The organism is Turicibacter sp. H121 (assembly GCF_001543345.1).
In the GTDB taxonomy this organism is placed as follows: Bacteria; Bacillota_I; Bacilli_A; order MOL361; family Turicibacteraceae; genus Turicibacter; species Turicibacter bilis.
In genome coordinates this window covers 2148832-2172792 of the sequence record NZ_CP013476.1, presented here as the reverse complement: position 1 = coordinate 2172792, position 23961 = coordinate 2148832, and the positions used below count along the sequence as shown (strand labels likewise).

Below are 23961 nucleotides of genomic sequence, written 5' to 3'. Positions count from 1 at the left end.
CTTACTTCTATATCTCTGTTACTTTTATCTTATCATTAAACGTTAAAGGGATGATTCATTTAACTTTATCAGCTCTTCCCCCCTTACTTATAAAGTTCCAATTTGATTTAAAAATCATTTAGTTATTACCTTTAATATAAATACACCTATTTTAAAAATTATAACTTCAATCCGATCGGGAACACTTAGTCAAGAATGAATCTTTATTGTACTTGCTAAGATATAAAACTTAACAGAAATTTTACATTTTATTAACAAAAAACGACATCCACTTATAAAAACACCGAAAGAAGCGGTTACATTGTTCTTTATTTTTTTGCCTAACTCTTAACATTTGTATGAATTTTAAAAAAGCCACAAATAGAAGATGAATTTTTATTTTCAATCTGTATAATAATTACTTGTACTCATTTCTCCTAAAATTTTCTAATTGATTTTATGGTCGGTCGTTGTTAAAATGTCAGATGGACTACTTTAAGATTGGATATGGAAATAATTGTTTTAAAAACACCTCTTTGAGTCCACTCAAACTCATAGAGTATTTATTTATGGGGGTCTAATATGAAAGAAATTATAAAAAAGTATTTATATAATTATTATTTTCTATGTATCGCCTCGGCGTTCGTCATTAACTTTCTAATTGAAATCTTTAGCCGTCACTCGATTGTGGCTGCCTTCAATTATTTAATCCACTCACCCGTGGTATTTACTTATAATGTCTTATTAATCTTACTAACCTTTTCACTGATTTTATTGGTCCGTCGAAAATTCTTTGTTTTCACTACTATTTCACTTATTTGGTTAGCAGGAGGAATTACTAACGGAATCGTTTTAAACAATCGTGTCACTCCATTTACGGCAAACGAATTAAAATTAATTTCATCAACCTTTGATATTTTAGAAAAATACTTCTCTAAGTTTCAAATTGGATTAATTGGGGTAGGGATTGCTCTTGCGATTATTGGAGTTATTATTGCGTTCTTTAAAGCACCAAGATCAAAAAATAAAGTTAACTACAAAAAAAACATTCCACTTTTCGCTGCTGGAATCATTAGTTTTGTACTTTTGACACAAGGTGCCTTAAAAGCAAATATTATTTCTGATTATTTCGGAAACATCGCTTTTGCTTATTTAGATTACGGATTCCCTTATTGCTTTACTAATACGTTATTAAACACAGGGATTAAACGACCGGTAAACTATACACAAGCAACTATTGAAAAATTAGCGGAAACGCTAATGAATTCTGAAGATTCTTCTAAATTAGATAATTCAAATTTAGTTGCAAGTAATGACAATAGTATGGTGCCACAAAAGCAAGCACCAAATATTATCATGCTTCAATTAGAGTCATTCTTTGATCCAACACACATGATCGACTTAGAATTCTCAGAAGATCCTGTTCCAAACTTCAGAAAATTAAAAGAACAGTTCTCTTCAGGTTATTTAAAAGTTCCTTCAGTTGGAGCCGGAACAGCAAACACAGAGTTTGAAGTCATCTCAGGAATGAACCTAGAATTCTTCGGTGCTGGAGAATATCCATATAAAACAATCTTACGTAAAACAACGGCTGAAAGTATTAACTATGACTTAAAGGATTTAGGTTATTCAACACATGCCATTCATAACAACAAAGGAACCTTCTATACTCGTCAAAAAGTATTTAAAATGTTAGGGTTTGATACCTTTACTTCAATCGAATATATGAACATTGAAGAAACAACCCCACTTGGTTGGGCGAAAGATAAATACTTAACAAAATCAATCGTTGATGCTTTAAAATCAACAGAAGGTCAAGATTATATCTATACGATTTCGGTTCAAGGTCATGGTGATTATCCAACGACTCCAGTTGAAAATCACTCTAAAATCACAGTCAGCGGATTAGATGATACCGAGCGCTTAACCTCATTTGAATACTTTACAAATGAGATTTATGAAATGGATCAATTTATCGCCGAGTTAATCCAAGCCCTATCATTAATAAATGAAGATATTGTCCTTGTTATGTATGGGGATCACTTGCCGACATTAGGAATTGAAGACGCTGAATTATCAAATGGTGACATCTTCGAAACAGAATATGTTATTTGGAACAACTTTGGCTTAGAAAAACAAGATGCTGATATTGAGGCTTACCAATTAGGTGCTCATATCTTAAATCAACTTGGCATTCATCATGGAACATTAATTAACTATCATCAACAATATAAAGATACTCCTGATTACTTAAATAATCTTAAGTTATTACAATATGACATGCTATACGGTGAACGCTATATCTATGGTGGCGTGAATCCTTATGAGCCAACAAAAATGCAAATGGGGGTTAATGAAGTTTTGATTTCAGAAGTTTATAACGATGAAGACGGTAATTTCATTGTAAAAGGTCAAAACTTTACTGAATATAGTCGTGTAAAAATCAATGACACCGCTCATGAGACAACTTACATCGACCCTAATACATTAATGGTATCTGATTATACTTTAAATGAAGACGACCGATTTGCGATTCAACAAGTGACGGTCACTAACCATGTCTTAAGTACTTCTGCAAAATATAAAGTGGGTCAAGAAGAAGAAAACAATCAATTTTATGACCAAGGATTTGAAGAAGGTTATATGGCTGGTTATCAAGCCGCTTTAGAAGCACTTGGACAACCTGTTCAAGAAGTAGAATAAAATAAGAGCCTCCCCTCTTTGAGGGGAGATTTTTTTATACCTAAATGATACCGTTAAAGTCACATTTTTTCTTGTGAAATTCATTCATTAGAATTCTCCTAATATTTTCGTTCTTTTACTCATATACTGTTATTGATAATGAGAACGAGGAGTGGTTTTGTGTCTATTTTAAAACGTTTTTCAGATATTATGTCTGCGAATATTAATGCCCTTCTAGATAAATGTGAAGACCCTGCTAAAATGGTTGATCAAATTTTACGAAACTTAAATGATGACTTAGGAAAAGTTAAAGCTGAAACAGCATCTATTATGGCTGAAGAAGCTCGTGCAAAACGCGAATTGGATGAGTGCAATAAAGAAATTGCTAAATTATTAGATTATGCTAAACGTGCCATTGAAGCGGGAAATGATGACGATGCTCGCCTTTTCTTATCAAAAAAAGCAACACTCACAGAAAAACAATCCACACTTGAACAAAAAGTACAGCTTGCTTCATCTAATACTTTAAAAATGCGTCAAATGCACGATAAACTGGTAAGTGAAGTTAACGAACTAACTGCTCGTCGTGATAGTATTAAAGCAAAAGTAGCGACAGCTAATATGCAGCAACGTATTAATGAACTTGGAAGTTCACTTCATAGTTCAAAATCAAACTTAGGGGCTTTTACTCGTATGGAAGAAAAAGCAAATCGAATGTTAGATGAAGCAAATGCAATCGCCGACTTAAATGCTGTACCTAAAGACGATATTGAATCATTAATGAATAAATATGATACGAAAACCTCTTCATCTATCGAAGATGAACTTGCTGCTTTAAAAGGAAATCGTTCATCCACTATTGATCATGAATTAGCAGCTTTAAAGGGTTTAACGAATCAAGAATAAGTTTAAAAAGCCATAATCGGTTGTAGTTTTTTTAAGCTACAACTTTTTTACCATAGGGAGTGAGAAAATGAGCGAAGAAAAGCAAGAAGATATCCAAGTGTTCACCTGTGAAAATTGTGGGGGAAATATGGTGTTTGATATAAAATCACAAGCTTTGAAGTGTCCGTACTGCGAAACAGAAGTAGCGATTGATCATGAAGGGGAAGTTCATGAATATGACTTTTCTAATGTGAGTACTCTCGAAGAAAAATCAAATTGGAATGAAGATGTCGAGGTCATCACTTGTGAAAGCTGTGGTGCCGAAACTGTTGTTGATAAACATATTACGGCGCTGCATTGTTCTTATTGCGGATCCTCGCATGTTCTAAAAACGAAACAATCAGCTGGGATTAAGCCTGAAGCTATTCTTCCCTTCAAAATCGAAAAACATCAAGCAATGGAGGAACTATCAAAATGGGTCAAATATCGCTGGTTAGCTCCAAATGATTTAAAACTACTTTATCAAAGTGATAAACTTCAGGCTGTCTATGTCCCCTATTGGACATATGATGCAAATACGTCTAGTACCTATACGGCTAGAGGCGGCCGTTATTATTATGAAACTCGTGAAATCAATGGAAAAAAAGAGCAAGTTCAGAAAGTTCGTTGGTATCCAGTCAGTGGTCATCTTCATCAATTTTTCGATGATATTTTAGTAAATGCTTCTCATCATTATAGTGATACGATTATGTGTGGAGTTGAACCTTTTAATACTGATCGTGTAGAACCCTATCGAAGTGAATATATCTCTGGCTACATGGCTGAACGTTATAGTCTAAGTGTTCAAGAAGGATTCACTTTTGCTAAACAGAAAATAAATCGTGAGCTCGAAGAAGCTGCCCGTTTAGAAGTTCTACGTTACTACGATACTGTCAGTGGAATTCATGTCCAAACCCATTATGATCATGTCACCTTTAAACATGTCCTTCTTCCCATCTGGACCGCTACTTATGATTACAAAGGTAAACAATATCAATATATTATTAATGGAGAAACTGGACGCATTCATGGAACCTATCCCTATAGTTGGGTGAAAATCACTATCTTAATCATTTTAGGAATCATTGCAATCTACTTCATTTTTGTTTATTTTAATAGTTAAGGAGTGTTAACGTATGGGTTTATTCAATAATCAATTTGCTAATGTCATTGAATGGAACGAGTCTCGTGACGATGTCATCTTTTGGCTTTGGCGTAACAAAGAAATTAAGCGTGGGAGTCGCCTCGTTATTCGTCCAGGACAAGATGCTATTTTCTTATATAATGGAAAAATTGAAGGAATCTTTAAAGATGAAGGAAATTATGAAATCGAGTCTGAAATCATTCCTTTTTTAACCACATTAAAAGGATTTAAGTTTGGATTTAACAGTCCACTTCGAGCAGAAGTTTTATTCGTGAATACGAAGGAATTTTTAATTCGCTGGGGAACTAAAAGTGCGATTAATATCCCAACACCAAGTTTAAAAGGTGGACTACCTATTCGCAGCTTTGGAACATTTACGGTTAAAGTTAATGACTATCTTGCTTTAATTGACCGTATAGCAGGTGTGAAGCAACAATTTACTGTGGAGGATGTAAAAGAGCGCGTTTTATCTCAACTCGATCAACTTTTAATGCGTTGGATTTCAAAAGAAGGAAAAGACTTATTCAATTTACAAGTAAATGCTTATGATATTGCTCGAGGAATTAAAAGTGATCTTGATATGGAATTATTAAAGTTAGGTCTAACTGTGACTGATTTCACAATTTCAAGTTTTACTTATCCAGAGAACGTTCAAAAGATGATTGAGAAAACAGCTTCCTTCGATATGGTCGGTGATATCGCACATTATCAACAGATGAGTATGATTGAGTCGATGACTGAACATCCAAATAGTTCGATGGCATCCATGGCTCAAACAGGAGCTGGGATGGCTATGGGCGTTGAAATGATGAAGCAAATGACGTCTATGATGACTAACACATCAACAGCATCACAAGCTCAACCATCTACTACCCTTTCCTGTCATCAATGTGGACACAAACTAAGCCCAAATGTAAAATTCTGCCCTGAGTGTGGGACCAAAGTCCAAGCATCACCACCCCCATCAACCGGCTATAAATTCTGTCCTGAATGCGGGACCCAAACAACACCAGATGCAAAATTCTGTAATGAGTGTGGTCATAAATTGTTCTAATCATATTAAAAAAACGTCTTCAAAAACAATAGAAGACGTTTTTTCTTTTACTTCCAAATCACTTTAAATTTTTCACACACAATCAACATATTTTCATCAAAGACTTGTTTACATTCTGCTAAGGCTTCAGTAAAAAATGCTTGATGACTCTCCCTCCAATCACCTCAACTTTGATTCCCTTCTCCTTCTTTATATGCATGTTTTTTACTAATTAAATTAAATGAAGTCGTATAAACTTTAGTTGTTAGCATAATACACTCTGCCTCATTTTTACTATTACATAAAATACTTAACTTCCCGCCTTGTGGAAGTGCTGCTCCTTCCATCTCGTAAAAACAAAAAACAGATGAAGTCGCAGTCTTCTTCTCCGCCTTCACAAGTTGTACCAACTCATCTGCCATTATATCCGTATTCCCGAATGAAAAAACTTCATAAGTTAATGCTCGATAGTTTAGATAGTCTTGTATAGGCCTTTCCCACATTTGTTCTGCTATATTCCATCTTACCTTCTCTTTAAATATAATCTCTCTCTGAAAACATTCTTCTGTTATCCTATTATCAACTATTTAAGACAATGTAAAAATATTATACCTTGAAGTTAATAATGATGTAAATAAAAGGTTATGATGAGGAAAAGTACATTGATTTCCTTGTTTTATCTTACTTGATTGCTTTAATCAAATTAAAAATCTGTTCTGTCGTTTGTTTTATATTTTCAAAAGCGATCTCCGGTTTCATTGCTTCTTCTAATGACATCGGATGATTAACAATAGAGAAATAAGCATCAATGCCTTTTTTATGACATGCTGTTGCTTCTTTTGTTGTTGCTCCTGCTAATCCAATCACTTTACACCCATATTTTTTTGCTAATTTGGCAACACCGATCGGTGCTTTCCCCATTGCCGTTTGATGATCTAACCGCCCTTCCCCCGTTAACACATAATCGGCCCCCTTAAGCACCTCTTCCAACTTTGTCTCTTCTAAAATCAGTTGGACTCCTGATTGTAATGTTCCATTTAAGAAGGCAGTAAAAGCAAATCCAAGACCACCTGCTGCTCCGGCACCTGGTAAGTTAGCAAAGTCTGCTTTTTGATCCCATTCAACTATACGTGCAAAATGACGTAATCCGTCATCCAACGTTTTAACGATTTCAGGTGTTGCACCCTTTTGCGGAGCATAAATATAAGCCGCTCCTTGTTCTCCATACAATGGATTAGTGACATCACACGCGATCTTAAATTCACAAGATGATAATCCCGGTAAAATATCTGACGCATCAATTGAAACAATTTGACTTAATCCTTGTCCTCCTTGCACCACTTCTTGTCCATTAGCATCTAAGAATTTGTATCCTAATGCCATTAACATTCCAATTCCTGCATCATTCGTCGCTGATCCCCCAACTCCAATGATGAACTTCTTACATCCTGACTCAACACACGCCTTAATCATTTCGCCGACACCATAAGTTGTTGTCACTAATGGATTGCGCTTTTCTGTTGGAACTTGAGGTAATCCCGCTGCTTGTGCCATTTCAATGACAGCCACTTCATCAATTACCCCGTATTGTGCGATGACAGGTTCATAAATAGGACCTGTAACTTGTATTGTTTTTAACCTGCCATTCAATCCACAAACAAGAGCTTCTGTTGTTCCTTCTCCACCGTCAGCCAATGGTTTAACAATCACTGTTGCCTCTGGATTCGCAGCTAAAATCCCAGCTTTAACTGCTTCTCCTGCTTCCATTGAACTTAAACTTCCTTTTAGCGAATCCATCACTACAACAGCCTTCATTTGAGTCACTCCTTTACTTTTTTTGTTACTAGAAGATTATTCTAATCAAGTATCCCTTAAATTAACTCAAAAAATATTCTATATACAAATATAAATGTTTTTCCTCTTTCTAAGTCAGTCTTAGTACTTAAAGCTTTTCAATACTAAGGCATCCTATCGTCCAGGGGCCAACTAGCGATTTCTGAAAGAAATCTAATCCTCTACTGCTAGGGCTTTAATTTTACACTGTAAAAAACTTATCGGGACTTATATATATGAACCAATAACCGTCATTGCTCGCCTAAGTGAAAATCTTAAAGCGTCATAAAAACAGACTTCTTATAGAGCGAGCCTTATTATAACATCTCCTTTACTTCTTGCACATACATATTCAGTAGTTTACAACAAAAATCCCTTCATTTTCTCTATCATACAACGAGAAAGATAGCTCTAATTCACAGATTATCCAAATAAAAAAGCGATCTAATGACCGCTTTTATTCTAATTCCTTGAATGAAAGACGAAGTTCACCACTAAATGGAATCTCTTCATTTTGATTATGAAAAAACACAGTAATCAGTGGCTCTAACTGATTAACAATCAGTCGTGATTTTAAAACATCGTAGGTGACTGTTTTGGGACTGATGGCTGTAATCAATGGAACCTCTCCATTCGTATCAATTAATCTTCCTTTCAATTCAATCGCATATTCAGATTTATTAATCATAATCGATTCCCATTCAATTGACTGATTTTCAAGGCTAATAATGGGTAATGCCTGTATCCCCTTTAAAGAGGTAATTTGATTGCCTTGAGCAAGTAAAGCTATCAAATGTGGAAGCTTAGTAATCGGCGTTAAATCTTTTACCCGATTATTCATAATACTTAATGCTTCTAATGACTCGACGCTAGCTAACGGTGTTAAATCCTCTATATGATTATGATTTAAATCTAAAAACTGAAGTTGTTTCAATTTTTTTAACGGCTCTAGATTCTCAATTTGATTTTGATTGGCAAATAACATTTGAAGGTACTTAAGTGCCCCAATTGGCTTCAAATTATGTACTTGGTTCCCATTAATATTGAGTTGGTACAATAAATATAACTGACTTAATGGTTCAAGTGATTGTATCTTATTATCATCTAAATAAAGGACTTCAAGATTCACGAGTGGTAACAAGACTGCCAAATTAGAAATCCCAACTCCTCTCATCGATAATAAGGTTAATTGTTTCATAAATCGAAGTTCATCATAGCTTTGAAGCGGATTATAATCAAGAAATAACGTCTTTAAGTTTTTTAATTTTGTTAAAGGCCATGCACTTTGAATCTGATTTTTACTGAGGTTTAAACTTTGTAGCTCTACGAGTGAACTCATAGGTCTTAAATCTTTGATTTGATTATTCATTAAGCTGATTTGTCGAAGATTAACCATATCTTTTAAAGGTGTAATATCAATAATCTCATTATGATTTAAATATAATGCGGTAATCTGAGTTGCATAATTCATCCCAGTCAAATCTTTGATTTCTTTGTTATCTAACGTGACAGTTCCTTGTAAATTTGCTAACTGATCTTTAGTAATTACTTGGTCAGCTGGCTGATTTAAATATTGCTTATTTAAGGCAGCTTTTAATTTTTCGTCTCTTATAACATTATTCAATGGTCATCACATTCTTTCTAGTCTGCTACAAATTCCTTTCACTTATCTTGCTGTTAATATGACCAGGATACAATATAAGATATTCTCTGTTTCTTAGGTTGGCACGTTAAATGACATAAAAAAAGCTTCACTTCCGCTCGGAAGTGAAGCTTTTCTCTTACTTATAAGTACTTGTATCAATATATTCATTATACACCAAGCTACCATTTGTATCATACCCCAATAAGTAAGTTTGATATTTGTTCTGCCCTACTTGTTTAACCTGTGGTTTATACGTCACTCCATCCAGGGCATCTTCATTTGACCAAAATTCAATCGTTAACGTTCCACCACTCGTATAGGCATTAATATAAATTGGATAATCTAATGTATTTACGAATTTAAAATCGATTGCATTTTCTGCCATCGTCGCATCCAGTCCGACAGGTACACATCCAACTTGTAAACTATGATTACGACGTTCAGTAGGCATAATTCCAGCTAGTAACACAGTGTTATAAAGCGTTGACGATACTTGACAGATTCCGCCTCCAACTCCATTAACCGGTTGAGCGTTAACAAAGATAGTTGCATCAACATAACCATTTGAATAAATAACAGGTGACACTTTATCTGTATACGAGAACTCATCCCCAGGCATTAACAATGTCTTGTTAATTTTAGATGTTGCTAGTTCTACGTTTTTCGATCTTGGAATACCGACTGGGAAGCTTGAGCTATAAGTTGAGATTTTATAGTTCACTGACTTTAACAGTTCAGGATCTTTCGCTTGTTTATCAACGATTCCTTCTGCTGTCACTTCTATAGTCTCTGCGGAAACTTCATTTAATGCCGTTTTAACCTGCTCTTTAATTGCATCTGCATCAATCGAATAGCCTGCATGTCCTTCCGTCACTTCAAAGTTCCCTGCTGAAACCATTTTAAACGTTGGCTCTTCTTTGTCAACATAAAGCTGCTGTGCAATGGATTGAATCCATTCATCCACTAATGACTCATCATAGCTATATTCAATAGTATATTCAACTACTGGTGCTGCTTCAATTCTTTTTGCTTGTTCAAGAATTTCTAAATCTTTACCAAGTGCAAAAATTTCATCAGTTAATTCATTAACATCTTCACTCGCAACAAAGCCTAATTCTTTTAACGTCTTTGAAAAAGTTTGATCATCAATTTTAACTTCAATCAAACGTGATTCAAGCCCTTCAACTTCTTCTTTTAAGACAAGTTCTAAATTAGCTTTAGAGATTTCTGATACATCCTTCTCATTCACTTTAATATTTGGAAATGTAATGTCCTCATACGTCAGAACTAATTCTTTAGCCTGATAGTATTCATATGCTTTAATCCCCCCGAATACTAATCCAACAGTTAAAATTCCGACAGCCCCTCCAATTAATACGTTTTTCTTCTTACTCATAACATGACCCCTTTAATTCAATCTTTAATCTCCTTATCTCTCTCCTAAGCCCACATTTATCATACCATAATGTCACGTTTTTTTAAGAATCTTTCGTTTTTTGGTGTTTTTTTTCCAAGAATTCGACTTACTCTTTGACATTAATCATGTAATTAAAATGTTCTCCCTTTCCACTTTCAAAACTGATGAGATATTCGCCAGGTCCTGCATAACTATAATAATTAAAACAGCTTTGATCCGTATTGGCTTGCAAATAAACGAGCTTACAAATCATTTCATCATTAACAATAGGTTCATAAAGAATATGAGGACTTTTAGCATAATTCCCAATATTATATGCGATGGTTGCTTCAGCTAAACTTTGTGGTTTTAATGCAATATCTTGATAAAAAACAGTCGGATGAACAATAGACTGTAACGTTTGAGACATAATAAACTCTTGCATAAAATAACGATAATTAAAATGGAGGACTAATGCCTTTTTAAATCCCTCATGCGAATCTTGAATAACTTCATAATCAGTCAACGTTACTTGCCAAAGGACATCGTTTTGATCTCCAGATAAAAAGACAACAGGATCTCCCATCGCATAAAATCGATTACTTTCATAATCCTCTCGATTAACCTCATCCATAATTAACAAACGTTGATGTTCTTCCGAAACCTCATCATTAATAGGTTCAGATTTTTTTTCACACCCACAAAGATATATTCCTAGCATTAAGATAACAATCCAGCGCTTCATCTACCCCATCCTTCTTTTAAACTATTCTATCATTAACGGTTGTTTAATTGCGACACTTCCCACTTGGTGACTAATGGTTTAAATTTTAGATTCTAATTCAAACTCAACAAACTCACGTGGTACCTCGACATAACGGACAACTCGCTTATCTTTCATAAAAGCAAATAAAACTATTTGATCGCTAAGCTCAATCAGTGTCTCAAAATTAAGCTTTTTTCCTAACGTTACATCAATGAGCTGTCGTGAAGTATACGACTGAAAAAGATACTCCTGATTCCATGATTCTTTGGTCAAGCATGCGTTATCAAACTCATCCGTATCAGAACTTCGTAAACACGTCTTTATAAGCTCATCCGTCACTTCTATAACGACTGATTTATTATAAACTAAGACTACCATTAAACCCACTATCATGACAATAAAAAACAACCCTACACGTTTCATTTTCCCACCTTTTTTTCAATCTAATTCTTTTCACCATCAAAATTCTACAAGTAATTCACAAAATGATGCGGGACTATCATTAATGATCCATCCTCATTTCTATTAATTAACATCTCCCTTAGTTCACTCGTCACAACGACCTCTTCTAACGATAGATCATTCTCTTCTAATTCATGTAACTACACTTATAGCTTATATTCATCTAAAAAATAAAACCTGTAAAAATAAGGAAATAATCTCGTTGAATCTTTAATCCGGACAAACTATAATAAACTTAACGATTCAGGAATGGGGGAAATTAAATGAATCAAACGTTAATCATCATAAAAAAAGTTTTAAAAAACGGATTTTACTTTCTATTATGGTTTTGGATGCTTGTAAACTTAGGATGGAGTTTAACCATTGGGTGTGCCGATCCAATGATCATCATGCCAGAAGAAGTCGTTCCATGGATGACGTCCATGTTAATTGTCACAATGATTTATTTATTAATGGTACCATCTCAAAAATGGAACTGGGCACTCCTTCCGATTATCGGACTTTGGAGCATCCAATATATTTATGCACTTATTTTTCACTATCATCCGTACGATACATTAATGGATGGAATCGGATTTTTCGCGACTCTTACTTGCTATGTACATACCTACCTTAACCAAAAAAAGAAGCCCATAAGTCAAACAAAAGAAACGGCCTAATCGGCCATTTTTTTATCTCTTTGATTCTATTTAATGTAATTCCTTCCAAAAAAGAGAACCCTTAAGGTTCTCAAATAATTAGTTTATTTTTCGCTTAAATATAATTTTGTTATTCTGATACACTTTCGTTGTTTTCAAGATTATTGCTTGTCTCTTCTGGTACTACTTCTGCTTCATTTTCTTCAGAATTTTGTTCAACATTATCTTTTGGCTCATTTTCATCTACGTTCTCACCGGCTGTTAGATCTTCTGTGTTGATATCTGTTTCTTCTGAAGTGGTAGGTTCAAAAACTTCAACATTTCCACTTTCATCACTACTTTCAATTGAAGCATTCATGTCAGACGGTTCCTCTTCATTTAAAATAGGAGAATCTACTTCATTTGATGAAATAAATAAACCTTTAATCCATTCACCAATTCCTCTGACTAAATCAACGAACCAGTTACCGATTTTTTCTAAAACCCCAGACTCTTTCAGCTTAACTCCCGCTTCTTTTAAACTTTCAGAAATACTATCACCGATATTTTTCATCGTCTCTTTAATATCGTTATAATCGATATCTAATTTATTCACGTCTTCCATTAAGTTCGCTATTCTTTCCGTTGATTCTTCACTCAACTCAACTCCATAATTGTTTGTCACGTTTACAATAATTTGTTCGATTTGAGTCGAATTCGGAGAATCTTTAATGACTTGCTGCTTAATATCATTGATAATCCCAGATGCTACCGTTGAAGAATCACTTGAAGAATTAATTTCATTGTCTGGATTATTCAATATTTCATCCGCTATTTCTAACGTTGTATCGATTTCTTCTTTAGCAACAATTTTATTTTCTTCAGATAAACTTTCTCCCATAATTTCCTCTGCACCCGCTAAAATCCCTGCTAATGCAGATTCACCCGTTACCATAAACGGTGCCGATACAATAACCTCACAATTTAAAATCCCAGAAGTGATTAATGCATTCGCAAACATTTCATTCGTTACTAAACTTACATTTTTAGAAGAAACATTAATTCCTCCTTGGTCCGTTAACTTCACATAAGCTGATGAATACCAGCCACCTTTATAGTCATCTAATGCATCTGGCGCTAATCCTAATTGTTTAATCGCTGTTTCATTATCTACATAGATAGCCTCCATCTCATCTGAAACACCAAAATAATCTCTTAATGCTGCTTCTTCACGTTGATTCAAACTTGAACCAAATGATAAAATTTCCCCTTGACGATACTCACCAGTAAATGATGATTTAGCAAAGGCTGTCATTGATACACTTAATCCAGCAACTACTGTTAAAGCTAGCACTGTTTTTTTTATCAAACTATTTTTCAACATATTATAGTTCCTCCCTAGTTCTGCTATATGATAACAAATCAGTCATTTATCTCTACCTCTTCCAGAATCAATGGTATTTTACCATGTTTTAATTCATCATGAAACATAAATTTAACATAACAAAACTTTCACTTAAAATCATGCAAAAGATGTATAAAAACAACACAATTTTCTACTCAATCAAAAAACGGAGCAAAATAGCTCTGTTTTAGTATTCCATTTTTAATTCTTTACTAAAAGGACAAAGGCCTTCTCCTTTTTTAGTTCATAAATCAAAAGCCTCTCAACATTGAGAGGCCCTTATTTTATAGTTTTAAGTTAGCTAATGCATCAGCTAAAGCTGAATTCATTGGTTCTGAATTTTTTTCTTGTTCACGAAGATATTTTTGAACGTCGCGCTTGCTTCCTTGTTTTTTCTGTTCTTGTTTTCGTTTATTGTAAGTACTTAATTTTTCACGGTGACCACAAACACAGGCAAACATTCGGTTTTCGCCTTCACCACGAAGCTCTAACTTCTTATGGCAGTTTGGACAACGTGAATTTGTGATTTGAGAAATGGTTTTACGTGTTCCACATTCACGATCTTGGCACACAAGCATTTTTCCACGTTTTCCATTAACCGCTAACATTGGCTTTCCGCACTCTGGACATTTCGTTGTCGTCAGATTATCATGCTTATATTTTGCATCACTGCCTTTAATTTCTTGAACAACGGTTGTCGCATACTCACGCATTTGATTAACAAAACTTTGACGTTTCAATTTTCCACTAGCAATGTCACTTAATTTTTGTTCCCACTCTCCTGTTAGTTCAGGTGATTTTAAATCGGTTGGGGCTAAATCAAGCAACTGGCGTCCTTTTGAAGTCAAGTGAATCTCTTGACCTTTCTTTTCAATCATGAAACTATTAAATAACTTTTCAATAATATCTGCACGGGTTGCAACCGTTCCAAGTCCACCCGTTTCATTTAATGTTTTTACCACATCACTGGATACCCCATTCATAAAACGAGCTGGATTTTCCATTGCTGATAATAAGGTCGCCTCATTAAAGTAAGCAGGTGGTTGCGTACGACCTGATGTTTGAATGATTTTTAAAATTGGTAAAATAGTACCCGCTTCTACCAGCGGTAAGTTTTGATGATCATCAGCCTCTTCATCTTGATGGCTATAAATTTCTTTAAACCCTAATGAAAGGACGCGTTTTCCTTTCGCTACAAATGTCTCACTTCCAATTTTCGCTGTTAACGTTGTTTGTTCATAGACGAACGGTTTCGAGAGTACCGCTAAGAAGCGTTTCACGACTAAATCAAAAATCTTACGTTCTTTATCACTTAAATCCGTTAATAAAGCTGTTTGTTCGGTTGGAATAATCGCATGGTGATCACTTACCTTTTTATCATCAACGAACGATTTATTCGTCACAAGTTTACCTTTTAATAACTGATTCGCCACTGCGCGATAAGGCCCAATCGCGACTGCTTTTAAACGTTCAGGTAACGTCTCGACAATATCTGTTGAAATGTAGCGAGAATCTGTACGAGGATACGTTAAAACCTTATGATGTTCATATAATTTTTGCATGATCGATAACGTCTCTTTCGCCGAGAAACCAAACATACGATTGGCATCACGTTGTAACTCCGTTAAATCATAAAGTCCTGGTGCATACACCTTTTTCTCTGTCTTCGCTACCTTCTCAATTTGAGCCGACTGGCCTTGTAACGACTTGAATAACTGCCCAATACGCTCCTCATTAAACGTCTTAATATCTTTCGACTTCCCATCTTGCCACGTCCACTTAATTCCTTGACTGATCGCCGTTAACCCATAATAAGTCTTTGGCTTAAACTGCTTAATCTCCTCCTCACGTTTAGCAATCATCGCCAATGTTGGAGTTTGAACCCGTCCACAAGACAGTTGCGCATTATGTTTCGTCGTTAAGGCACGTGTCGCATTCATCCCCACAATCCAATCCGCCTCTGAACGAGCAATTGCTGAAGAATATAGATTATCATAGTTGCGACCATCCTTTAACGTTTTAAATCCTTGTTGAATCGCTTTATCCGTCACTGAAGAAATCCATAAACGCTTGATCGGCTTTTTAACGCCAACTTTCTCAATAATCCAACGAGCTACTAACTCCCCTTCACGTCCTGCATCAGTAGCAATGATAATTTCAGAGACATCTTTTCGAAGCATTTGTTCCTTAACTGCTTTAAATTGTTTCGATGTTTTCGGAATCACCACTAATTTAAACTGTTTAGGTAACATCGGTAAATCTTCTAGATTCCATGATTTATATTTCACATCGTAAGCTTCTGGATCGGCTAATGTTACTAAATGACCAAGTGCCCAAGTTACAATGTAATCTTTTCCTTCTAAATAACCATTTCCTTGCTTGGTACAATTTAAAACGCGCGCAATATCGCGTCCAACGGATGGTTTTTCAGCTAACACTAATCGTTTGCTCATGTTTAACATCCTTTCTTGAGTTAAATTCTTATTCATTGTATCATTTTCATCTAAAAAAAACTACGCTTCGATATTTTTACAGAAAATGTAAATCCATGATATAATAACTCTAATCAAACAGGGAGGATTTAATCATGAAGAAATTTTTAATTTGGGGAAGTCTGATTTTACTCGTTCTGACGACATTGGTTCTTTATTACCTATCGCCATTTCCAACAAGTGATCCAGTACAAGTGAACTATCCCGATTCATTTATCATTACGACGGAGAATCATTTTGAAACACAAGTCGTCAATGAATGTTCTGCGTTCTCAAGTGCTTATGTCATGCGACACTTTGGGGAAACTAAAAAAGGCCTTGAACTCTATGAGGAATTTGATTATAAACTTCCGTTTTCCGGATATGTCTTGCCAAAAGGAATTTTAGATTATTTCAAAGACAGTTCTTATGATGTCACTATGTATCATGGAACATTTGAAACGTTAAAAACACGACTCACAGAAGGCACGCCAATTATTGTTTTAGTCGGAGATGGGCTAAAATGGCAACATTATATGACAGTTGTTGGCTATGATGATTCACTCCATGAAGTCTATTTCTTTGACTCTTTACGTGAAGGGGATGAAAATCAAGAAGCACCAGGAAATCGCACCCTATCAACGGACTATTTTTTAAGTATGTGGGATAATGGGGTTCCAATCTTTCATCATGTCTACTTTACCACTCAAAAAAGGTAATCCTTTAAAATAGAAAAGGATTACCTTTTTTTGTTTCTCTTGTTCTTGTTCAAACACTTCATGACGTCTGAGTTGTTGATCATAAGCACACCAACAAATAAGTCCCATCCAGACGACACTGAGAATACAAATGATTAAGAGTATTTGAATGAAGATGTTGACACTCACACTGAATCCTTCCTTTATGTTTAAGATAACCTTACTATTCCAAAATCACGCCTTATTATACATCATTAGGCACGAATCCTAACTTTTCTCATATTTTATCATAACGATTAATTGAAACTTAGAGGTGATTCGTATGACTCATTCTACTCGTGAGCAAATTGGTAATCGTACGATTTTAATAACGGTCGTCATGAATATCTTTTTATCCTTGATTAAATTACTAGCTGGATTCATTGGGCATAGTACGTCAATGATTTCAGACGGAGTTCACTCATTATCTGATGTCATTAGCTCCATTGGCGTTTTTATTGGACTTCGAATTTCTCAAAAACCAGCGGATATTGATCATCCTTATGGGCATGAAAAGTTTGAAGCAGTCCTTAGTAAAATTTTAGCGTTCATCTTGTTTTTAACAGGATTATCAATTGGATACTCTGCCATTCAAACGATTGTATCCAGCTCTTATATCATTCCTAAAATGATGACCATTTGGGCTGCCCTGTTATCAATCGGAGTTAAAGAATGGATGTATCATTACACCATTCGCCAAGCGAAAAAAATTGAATCAACCGCCTTAGCTGCTGATGCTTGGCATCATCGAAGTGACTCATTATCTTCGATTGGAGCCTTAATTGGGATTATAGGTGCACGTCTTGGATTCCCCATTTTAGATCCTTTAGCTGCGTTAGTCATTACTCTCATCATTTTAAAAGTCGCGATTGAGATTTTCGTTGAAGCAACGAATCAAGTCATTGATAAGGCAGCAAGCCCTGAACTCGTTAATGAAATCATTCAACAAATTCAATCGGTTAATGGCGTTTTAGCGATTGATTCTTTAAAAACACGCGTTCATTCTAATCGAATTTACGTCGATTTAGAAATCTCAGTTGAACCGACCTTAAGCTTAATTGAAGCTCATACGATTGCAGAAGCGGTTCATTATCAACTCGAACAAAACATTCATAAAATTAAACATTGTACTGTTCACGTTAATCCTCTGAAACTTCCAAGCGATCCTCCTTGTAAATATCATCATCCTCATGAATAAGCCTTTCATCCTATATTCTAATTATTACCCACAAATATTATTAGAGCACAACAAGAAGTAAAGAATCTGTTTTACTTGAAGTGAGTGATAACTTTGAAGTCGCAAACGATCAAATCCCATTAAAAAAAGCCCTACGCTAAGTGGGGCTTTTACTGTTGCACTGGAAACATATAATACGGCATCGCCGTTGTTACCGGGCGACCAACCGTTGGCAGTTGATAACTTGTCACACCCGATTGAACCATGGGATAGTTAGCAACAGCTTGTTGAGCCATTGGATAAGGTGTCATACCAGCTGGATACATCGCCGTCATTGGCATTTGATAAGTCGTGGGTTGGACATAGGTGGATTGCGCAGGAATGGTATACACATGGTGAGTCTCTTTAATCGGTTGTTTTCCCTTCCATTCATCAAAGTCAGGATATAACTCCTCATCTTCATCTACTGCACTTGATGAAATGATTTGTTTTTGTCCTTGTTGATTTTGAACTTGTGTTGCTTGTGGCGCAGAGCCATAAGGTGAATAGCCATACGGCATCGGCTGAGCAATTGGAATGGGTTGAACAACTGGCTGTGCAATAACAGGTTGAGCCGCTTGTGCATTTTTAGAACCAAATGCATTAGCCAAAAAAGCACCCGTTAACCCACCAATAATAAATGAACCTATACCACCAAAGCCAAATCCACCCCATGGACCACCACCTCCACAATTACCACCTGGTCCACATCCGTCTCCATCCCAAGCTCCATCATCCAAACCCCGATATCCTCTCATTAAATGATACGGGATTCTTCTATATGAACGTGGCCAATACATCAATTCACTCCCCTTCACTAGTCTGTTATATTATATCCAACTACACGGAAAGTGGTGTCTAACCTTGAAACAAAAAAAACTAAAGTTCCCTTTAGCCTCTTTAATGATGATTTAAAATATAACGCAGAGCTTCCCCTACTGTTTCAAAAACTGCTTCTGCTTGTTCTTTAATTTCCTGACGAGCCTCAGGTAAAGTAAAACCATGATACTGTTCAAACATGGGAACATCATTAAAACTATCTCCCATACAATACACATGTTTATCTTTAATCTCATGAAGCTTCGCTACATATTCAACACCTGTTGCCTTTGATAAGCCTTTAGCTGAAATATCAACATGTCTTAAATTTGAAAAAGCAACCACTTGATCCCCAAACTCTTCATTAATTTGCTTCGCAAATGCCACGGCCTGCTTATGACTTTTTGTTTTAACTGAAATTTGTACAACAGGACGATTTAAGGCCTGTTCTAACGTCAAACTATACTTTCTTAAAAAAAGCTTAAACATAGCAAACAAATAAAATGTCTTATGTGTTAGACCAAATGTTGTTCGATAATGTCCACAAATTCCATCCGTTACCGCATATTGCAAAACATCCTCTTCTTGTATTCGCGTGATAATCTTTCGTGCCACTGCTTCATCCATCGATTGCTGAAATAAAATCTTACCCTCCCTAGACATAATAATTCCACCATTCAAGCCAACAATGTAATCATACACAATCCCATGCATTTTTTGCTCGAGTTTCATCATCGAAATTGGACGACCAGTGGCAAAAACAAATAAATGTCCCGCTTCTTGCCACCTTTTTGTCACTTTAATATTTTTTCGTAAGTCCAATTGCCCTTTCTTCGTATGCTTCCAATACGTTCCATCATAATCTGATGCAAATAGTTTCATAAACGTCCCCACCTAAATTTAATCTTACTGCCATTATAACTGATTTTGTTGAAAATGAACCCATTATTTCACTTTAATTTAACATCTAAGCATTAAACTTCCTTCTTTTTATTACCTTATGCACACTATCTAACCTCTAATTCCAACCACTTACCACTATTTAAAATATTTTAACCAAAAGGTATCGTATGCTAAAAACATCAGAAGGTGAGTTAATGAAAATTGAACTTCAAATTAATGAAGAACTAGACGAACCAACTATTCTTATTCAAACGCCTAAGTTAACTGAAGATACCCAACAAATCCTTCAACAATAAAAACGTAATCTTGTTATTTAAGGCCCCAAAAAAGTAATTGTCCCCCTTGACGCGATTTATTTAATACGTATCGTCACATTACCCGACTAATAAATTATTTATGAAATAACTGGATTCCCGATAATACAGAAATAGCTCCAATTAATGCAAGATGTGTCCACTCTAACCAGACCCCAAAATTTCCACCTAAAACCACACTTGGTGATGTATTAGCTTCATCCACATAAATTCCTAATTGATAAAATAATTTAGCTGAAATGATTAAACAAATTAAACTCAAAATAAATAAAATCAGCTGTAACCCTTTATTCTTCATCAACCATTCTCCTTATCATTATTTCTATTTTTTTAAAATCTTATCATTCTCATCCTACCTTGTAAATAGCTTTATTTTTTTCCTTTCTTGTTCTATGCATAATTGATTTTGAATCTCTGTTTCTTTTGCTTTATTTAAAAAGTAGGTTCTTCCTGTACTCCGTTGTTCCCAGTTAACGATCGTATACTCATCTTCTAAATATTTTTGATATTTATAAATCATCGGTGTCATTGGGCTTCCAGGTCCACCATGAACAAATAAAATGATTGGATGATTGGCATGTTGACCTCGAATGGATAACCACTGCTGGATGCCATTAATTTCAATCACTTTTTCTTCATCAAGGCTATCATTAGCTAATATTTCATAATCCTTTAATGCTTTTTTTCGATAATATTCTCGATAAAGTAAGGCACCTCCCACTAATCCAAGAATGCCTTTCAACAAAGCTTGTCTCACATTCATTTTTCCTCACTCCTCCTATTATCTTTTACACACTAAACTTATGCTCTTTTTTAGCAAATTAGCCCAAAACTAGGCATATATTGATAGTGAGAGTCTATATTCATCTCAAATGATGATTAAGGGAGATTGATGATCATGGCTAATGTTAAATTTAATGAGAAAACGTATTATGTTCCATCTGAAAAGTTTTTAGTCGGTGTTAAACAGCATTGTAATGTCTATAAAGATCCTTCAACAAGCTCTAAAAAAGTAGCGTCTGTTGAAGAAAATCAAGTTTTTTCTGTTTCATCTAAAGTCAATGACATGTATCGAATTAAATTAGGCTGGCTTGAAAATGAAGCCTGTGACATTTTAAAAGGACCAACCAATGAAGTCATCGAATTAGCAGAGTCTTTCGTTGTTAAAATCATCAGTAATATCCCAGTCTTTACTGAACCTTCGATGACTGCTCATACCGCAACAGTTTTACGTATTGGGGACGTAGAGCGTGTCGTTGGGGAATCAGAAGACTTCTTTAAACTCGAACATGGAGGATATATCGAAAAACGCGGTTGTCGCCGTTATTAAGTTTCTATCCTGAATGCCTCCCCTTCATACACTTTAATTATTTTATGCTGTTCTTATTTTTCAATAATTCAATGTATTTTTTTATCTATAACATTTGATATAAGAGAAGCCCGATTTGACATCGGGCTTTTTCTTATCCTGCTAAAGGTATTGCACATTCCTCTTGCTTCAATGTATACAATTTATAAAAAGCACCATGAGAGTGCACTAATTCATCAAACGTTCCCGCTTCTACAATTTGACCACGATCCATCACAATAATTTCATCATACTGTGATAAGATCTCCTCACTTAACTTATGGGTAATCGTAATAACCGTTAACTCCCCAATTTCCAACAACGTCTTTTCAATGTCATACGCCGTTTGCAAATCAAGGGCTGACGTCCCTTCATCAAGCATTAAAATTGGCATCTGTTGAATAAGGGCGCGTGCAATCGCCACCCGTTGTTTTTGTCCACCCGATAAATTTTTTCCATTCTCACCGACGCTCGTCTTTAAACCATAAAAAAAGACTACCTATGGTAGCCTTACTTTAATAATAACTTTTCAATATCATTCGCTATTTTTGATGGTTTAACTGTCGGCGCATAACGCTTAATCACATTTCCATCACGATCAATTAAGAATTTTGTAAAGTTCCACTTAATCTCTGAACCAAATAATCCTTTTACTTCTTGCTTTAAGTAACGATAGATCGGATGTGCATGAGCACCATTTACCTCAATTTTCTCAAACATGTTAAATGTAACCCCGTAATTTAACTGGCAAAATTCTTGGATTTCTTGATTACTTCCTGAATCTTGTTTTGCAAATTGATTGCAAGGGAATCCTAAAATTTCTAATCCTTTTGAATGATAAGTCTGATACAATTCTTCTAACTCTTTAAATTGTGGGGTTAATCCACACTTACTTGCTGTATTAACAACTAAGACAACATTCCCTTTATACTGCTCCATTTTTATCATTTGACCATTCATTTTCTTTGCTTCTAATTCATAAAAATTCATTATTATCGCTCCTTATTATTTTATAAAATTTAATTTTATACAATTTATTGATGAAATAAAGAAGTTAAACCACTGGTTTAACCTAATTTGTGAAGTAATTGATCTAATAGTTGCTTAAGAGGTAGTACCTCTTCATACGTTCCACTAATCTGACAGAACACGCGTTTTGGAACATCACTCATTTGATCCTTTAACTGTAAACCTGCTTCGGTGAGTTCAACGACTACGACTCGATCATCATTTGGATCACGATATCGATGAATTAACCCCATATTTTCTAGTTTTTTTAAAAGAGGGGTTAAGGTTCCAGAGTCAAGATGTAACCTTTGACCAATCTCTTTTACTGTTAATCGCCTATCTTCCCACAACACTAACATCGTCACATACTGAGTATACGTTAAGCCATATTCATCTAATACCGGTTTATATAACTTAATGACTTTGCGTGAAGCAGCATACAATGAGAAACATAATTGATTTTCTAACTTTAAATGCTCATAGTTATTCATGATGCTTCCCCTTTCGTCAAATTTAATTGTATACAATCAATCATAGGGTAATCATAGCATACTCCAGAGAACCTGTCAAATCTTATTATAAAAGTCTACAATCATACGTTGATCCATCTTCTCACCCTCATTTTACATTTATTACCGCATTTTATTGTAACATATTTTCTATCCTCAACAATTTAAAAAGTGCCTCCTCTTCATTCATTAGATAGGCACTTTATTCTGTCATATTATCTTGATTAATATTCATCACCTCATAATTAATGCAACTGCTACACAATTCTCTCACGAACAATATGATTTAATCTAAACGGATAAAAATTTAAAGACTAGACACCTATTTCATCAACCTTCTCTCTTTCAGTTCAATCTAATGATGGGGATGTTTATATTCAAAGATAGCACTTACAGCTAGAGTGAGAATTAAATAAATTAAAATATAAATCCAAGAGGATTGATTTAAAAATAAAAACAACGCAACAAAATAAGAAATAGATGTCATAACAACTGCAACTAATAAACTTCCACCATAAAGCGCAACTAGCAACCCTTGCAATAAATACAAAAATGGGAATAATGCTAATAACGGAACATACACCTGAGCTCGATCAATTTCTGTTTCAGCTAACAATTCTCCAGCCAGTAACGTAACAAATGGTAACCCATAAATCACATACTTCATCAACCACTTCATCCAATCATCCCCCTCATATGATTAACACCTAATACATCATATGAAAGAAGTAAGTATTGCGTTTATAATTT

25 protein-coding genes are annotated in these 23961 nt (G+C 35.0%); 9 read left to right on the top strand and 16 right to left on the bottom strand.

The genetic code is table 11. From position 1 onward, the window contains the following. Positions 1–561 precede the first annotated feature (561 nt). The 4 genes from AT726_RS10405 (at position 562) to AT726_RS10390 (ending at position 5783) form a co-directional block, all read left to right on the top strand. Entirely contained in the window at positions 562–2682 is a 2121-nt protein-coding gene (locus AT726_RS10405; RefSeq protein ID WP_082704898.1) for an LTA synthase family protein, read from the top strand. Between the two features lie 159 nt (positions 2683–2841). Beyond that, positions 2842–3567 (top strand): PspA/IM30 family protein, encoded by a 726-nt coding sequence (locus AT726_RS10400; protein WP_068759531.1) that lies wholly within the window; start codon positions 2842–2844, stop codon positions 3565–3567. Between the two features lie 67 nt (positions 3568–3634). After that, the gene (locus AT726_RS10395) at positions 3635–4708 is read left to right on the top strand and encodes a hypothetical protein (RefSeq protein ID WP_055277536.1); all 1074 of its coding nucleotides are present in this window, start codon (positions 3635–3637) and stop codon (positions 4706–4708) included. 13 nt (positions 4709–4721) lie between these two features. Next, positions 4722–5783, top strand: coding sequence for an SPFH domain-containing protein (locus tag AT726_RS10390; RefSeq protein WP_055277534.1), 1062 nt, complete (start codon positions 4722–4724; stop codon positions 5781–5783). Positions 5784–5947: 164 nt separating this feature from the next. Here AT726_RS10390 and AT726_RS10385 read toward each other — a convergent pair whose 3' ends face one another. The 6 genes from AT726_RS10385 to AT726_RS10360 form a co-directional block, all read right to left on the bottom strand. After that, a complete protein-coding gene (locus AT726_RS10385; RefSeq protein WP_201023058.1) occupies positions 5948–6265 on the bottom strand; it encodes an ASCH domain-containing protein in 318 nt (105 codons plus the stop codon). 178 nt (positions 6266–6443) lie between these two features. After that, positions 6444–7577, bottom strand: a complete 1134-nt coding sequence (locus tag AT726_RS10380; protein ID WP_068759530.1) for a glycerate kinase family protein — start codon at positions 7575–7577, stop codon at positions 6444–6446. Positions 7578–8052: 475 nt separating this feature from the next. Next, positions 8053–9219 (bottom strand): leucine-rich repeat domain-containing protein, encoded by a 1167-nt coding sequence (locus AT726_RS10375; RefSeq protein ID WP_068759529.1) that lies wholly within the window; start codon positions 9217–9219, stop codon positions 8053–8055. Positions 9220–9376: 157 nt separating this feature from the next. Next, positions 9377–10636, bottom strand: a complete 1260-nt coding sequence (locus AT726_RS10370; RefSeq protein ID WP_068759528.1) for a VanW family protein — start codon at positions 10634–10636, stop codon at positions 9377–9379. Between the two features lie 127 nt (positions 10637–10763). Then, positions 10764–11381: a hypothetical protein gene (locus AT726_RS10365; protein WP_055277525.1), complete on the bottom strand. Its 618-nt coding sequence runs from the start codon at positions 11379–11381 to the stop codon at positions 10764–10766. A 78-nt stretch (positions 11382–11459) separates the two neighbouring features. After that, on the bottom strand, positions 11460–11825 hold the full coding sequence (locus AT726_RS10360; protein WP_068759527.1) for a hypothetical protein: 366 nt from the start codon (positions 11823–11825) through the stop codon (positions 11460–11462). A gap of 302 nt (positions 11826–12127) precedes the next feature. Between AT726_RS10360 and AT726_RS10355 the strand changes: the two genes are divergently transcribed. Beyond that, on the top strand, positions 12128–12523 hold the full coding sequence (locus AT726_RS10355; protein ID WP_068759526.1) for a hypothetical protein: 396 nt from the start codon (positions 12128–12130) through the stop codon (positions 12521–12523). Positions 12524–12632: 109 nt separating this feature from the next. On the opposite strand, the gene AT726_RS10350 is transcribed toward AT726_RS10355, so the two are convergent. Further along, positions 12633–13865 (bottom strand): DUF1002 domain-containing protein, encoded by a 1233-nt coding sequence (locus AT726_RS10350; RefSeq protein ID WP_082704897.1) that lies wholly within the window; start codon positions 13863–13865, stop codon positions 12633–12635. Between the two features lie 305 nt (positions 13866–14170). After that, a complete protein-coding gene (locus AT726_RS10345) occupies positions 14171–16339 on the bottom strand; it encodes a DNA topoisomerase III (protein WP_068759525.1) in 2169 nt (722 codons plus the stop codon). A 134-nt stretch (positions 16340–16473) separates the two neighbouring features. Between AT726_RS10345 and AT726_RS10340 the strand changes: the two genes are divergently transcribed. Both AT726_RS10340 and AT726_RS10335 read left to right on the top strand, forming a co-directional pair. Continuing rightward, the gene (locus tag AT726_RS10340; protein WP_068759524.1) at positions 16474–17076 is read left to right on the top strand and encodes a C39 family peptidase; all 603 of its coding nucleotides are present in this window, start codon (positions 16474–16476) and stop codon (positions 17074–17076) included. A 301-nt stretch (positions 17077–17377) separates the two neighbouring features. Further along, a complete protein-coding gene (locus AT726_RS10335) occupies positions 17378–18292 on the top strand; it encodes a cation diffusion facilitator family transporter (RefSeq protein ID WP_068759523.1) in 915 nt (304 codons plus the stop codon). Positions 18293–18441: 149 nt separating this feature from the next. On the opposite strand, the gene AT726_RS10330 is transcribed toward AT726_RS10335, so the two are convergent. Together AT726_RS10330 and AT726_RS10325 are read right to left on the bottom strand one after the other, a co-directional pair. After that, positions 18442–19110, bottom strand: coding sequence for a hypothetical protein (locus AT726_RS10330; protein ID WP_055244095.1), 669 nt, complete (start codon positions 19108–19110; stop codon positions 18442–18444). A gap of 100 nt (positions 19111–19210) precedes the next feature. Further along, positions 19211–20011, bottom strand: a complete 801-nt coding sequence (locus AT726_RS10325; protein WP_055275844.1) for an HAD-IIB family hydrolase — start codon at positions 20009–20011, stop codon at positions 19211–19213. A gap of 188 nt (positions 20012–20199) precedes the next feature. Between AT726_RS10325 and AT726_RS13445 the strand changes: the two genes are divergently transcribed. Next, entirely contained in the window at positions 20200–20328 is a 129-nt protein-coding gene (locus AT726_RS13445) for a hypothetical protein (RefSeq protein ID WP_257720680.1), read from the top strand. Between the two features lie 94 nt (positions 20329–20422). On the opposite strand, the gene AT726_RS10320 is transcribed toward AT726_RS13445, so the two are convergent. Then, a complete protein-coding gene (locus AT726_RS10320; protein ID WP_055275846.1) occupies positions 20423–20644 on the bottom strand; it encodes a hypothetical protein in 222 nt (73 codons plus the stop codon). A gap of 54 nt (positions 20645–20698) precedes the next feature. Next, a complete protein-coding gene (locus AT726_RS10315; RefSeq protein WP_055305324.1) occupies positions 20699–21109 on the bottom strand; it encodes an alpha/beta fold hydrolase in 411 nt (136 codons plus the stop codon). A 135-nt stretch (positions 21110–21244) separates the two neighbouring features. On the opposite strand from AT726_RS10315, the gene AT726_RS10310 reads away from it, so the two are divergent. Further along, on the top strand, positions 21245–21676 hold the full coding sequence (locus tag AT726_RS10310) for a hypothetical protein (protein WP_068759522.1): 432 nt from the start codon (positions 21245–21247) through the stop codon (positions 21674–21676). A gap of 133 nt (positions 21677–21809) precedes the next feature. Here AT726_RS10310 and AT726_RS10305 read toward each other — a convergent pair whose 3' ends face one another. The 4 genes from AT726_RS10305 to AT726_RS10290 all read right to left on the bottom strand — a co-directional run bounded on the left by AT726_RS10305 (position 21810) and on the right by AT726_RS10290 (position 23890). Continuing rightward, complete coding sequence (locus AT726_RS10305; protein WP_068759521.1) at positions 21810–22118, bottom strand: hypothetical protein; 309 nt, start codon at positions 22116–22118, stop codon at positions 21810–21812. Between the two features lie 86 nt (positions 22119–22204). Continuing rightward, positions 22205–22684 carry a glutathione peroxidase gene (locus AT726_RS10300; RefSeq protein ID WP_055275854.1) on the bottom strand — a complete coding sequence of 160 codons (480 nt, stop codon included), beginning with the start codon at positions 22682–22684 and terminating at the stop codon, positions 22205–22207. 77 nt (positions 22685–22761) lie between these two features. After that, complete coding sequence (locus AT726_RS10295; RefSeq protein ID WP_055275856.1) at positions 22762–23193, bottom strand: MarR family winged helix-turn-helix transcriptional regulator; 432 nt, start codon at positions 23191–23193, stop codon at positions 22762–22764. Positions 23194–23566: 373 nt separating this feature from the next. Next, complete coding sequence (locus AT726_RS10290) at positions 23567–23890, bottom strand: hypothetical protein (protein WP_068759520.1); 324 nt, start codon at positions 23888–23890, stop codon at positions 23567–23569. Positions 23891–23961 lie beyond the last annotated feature (71 nt).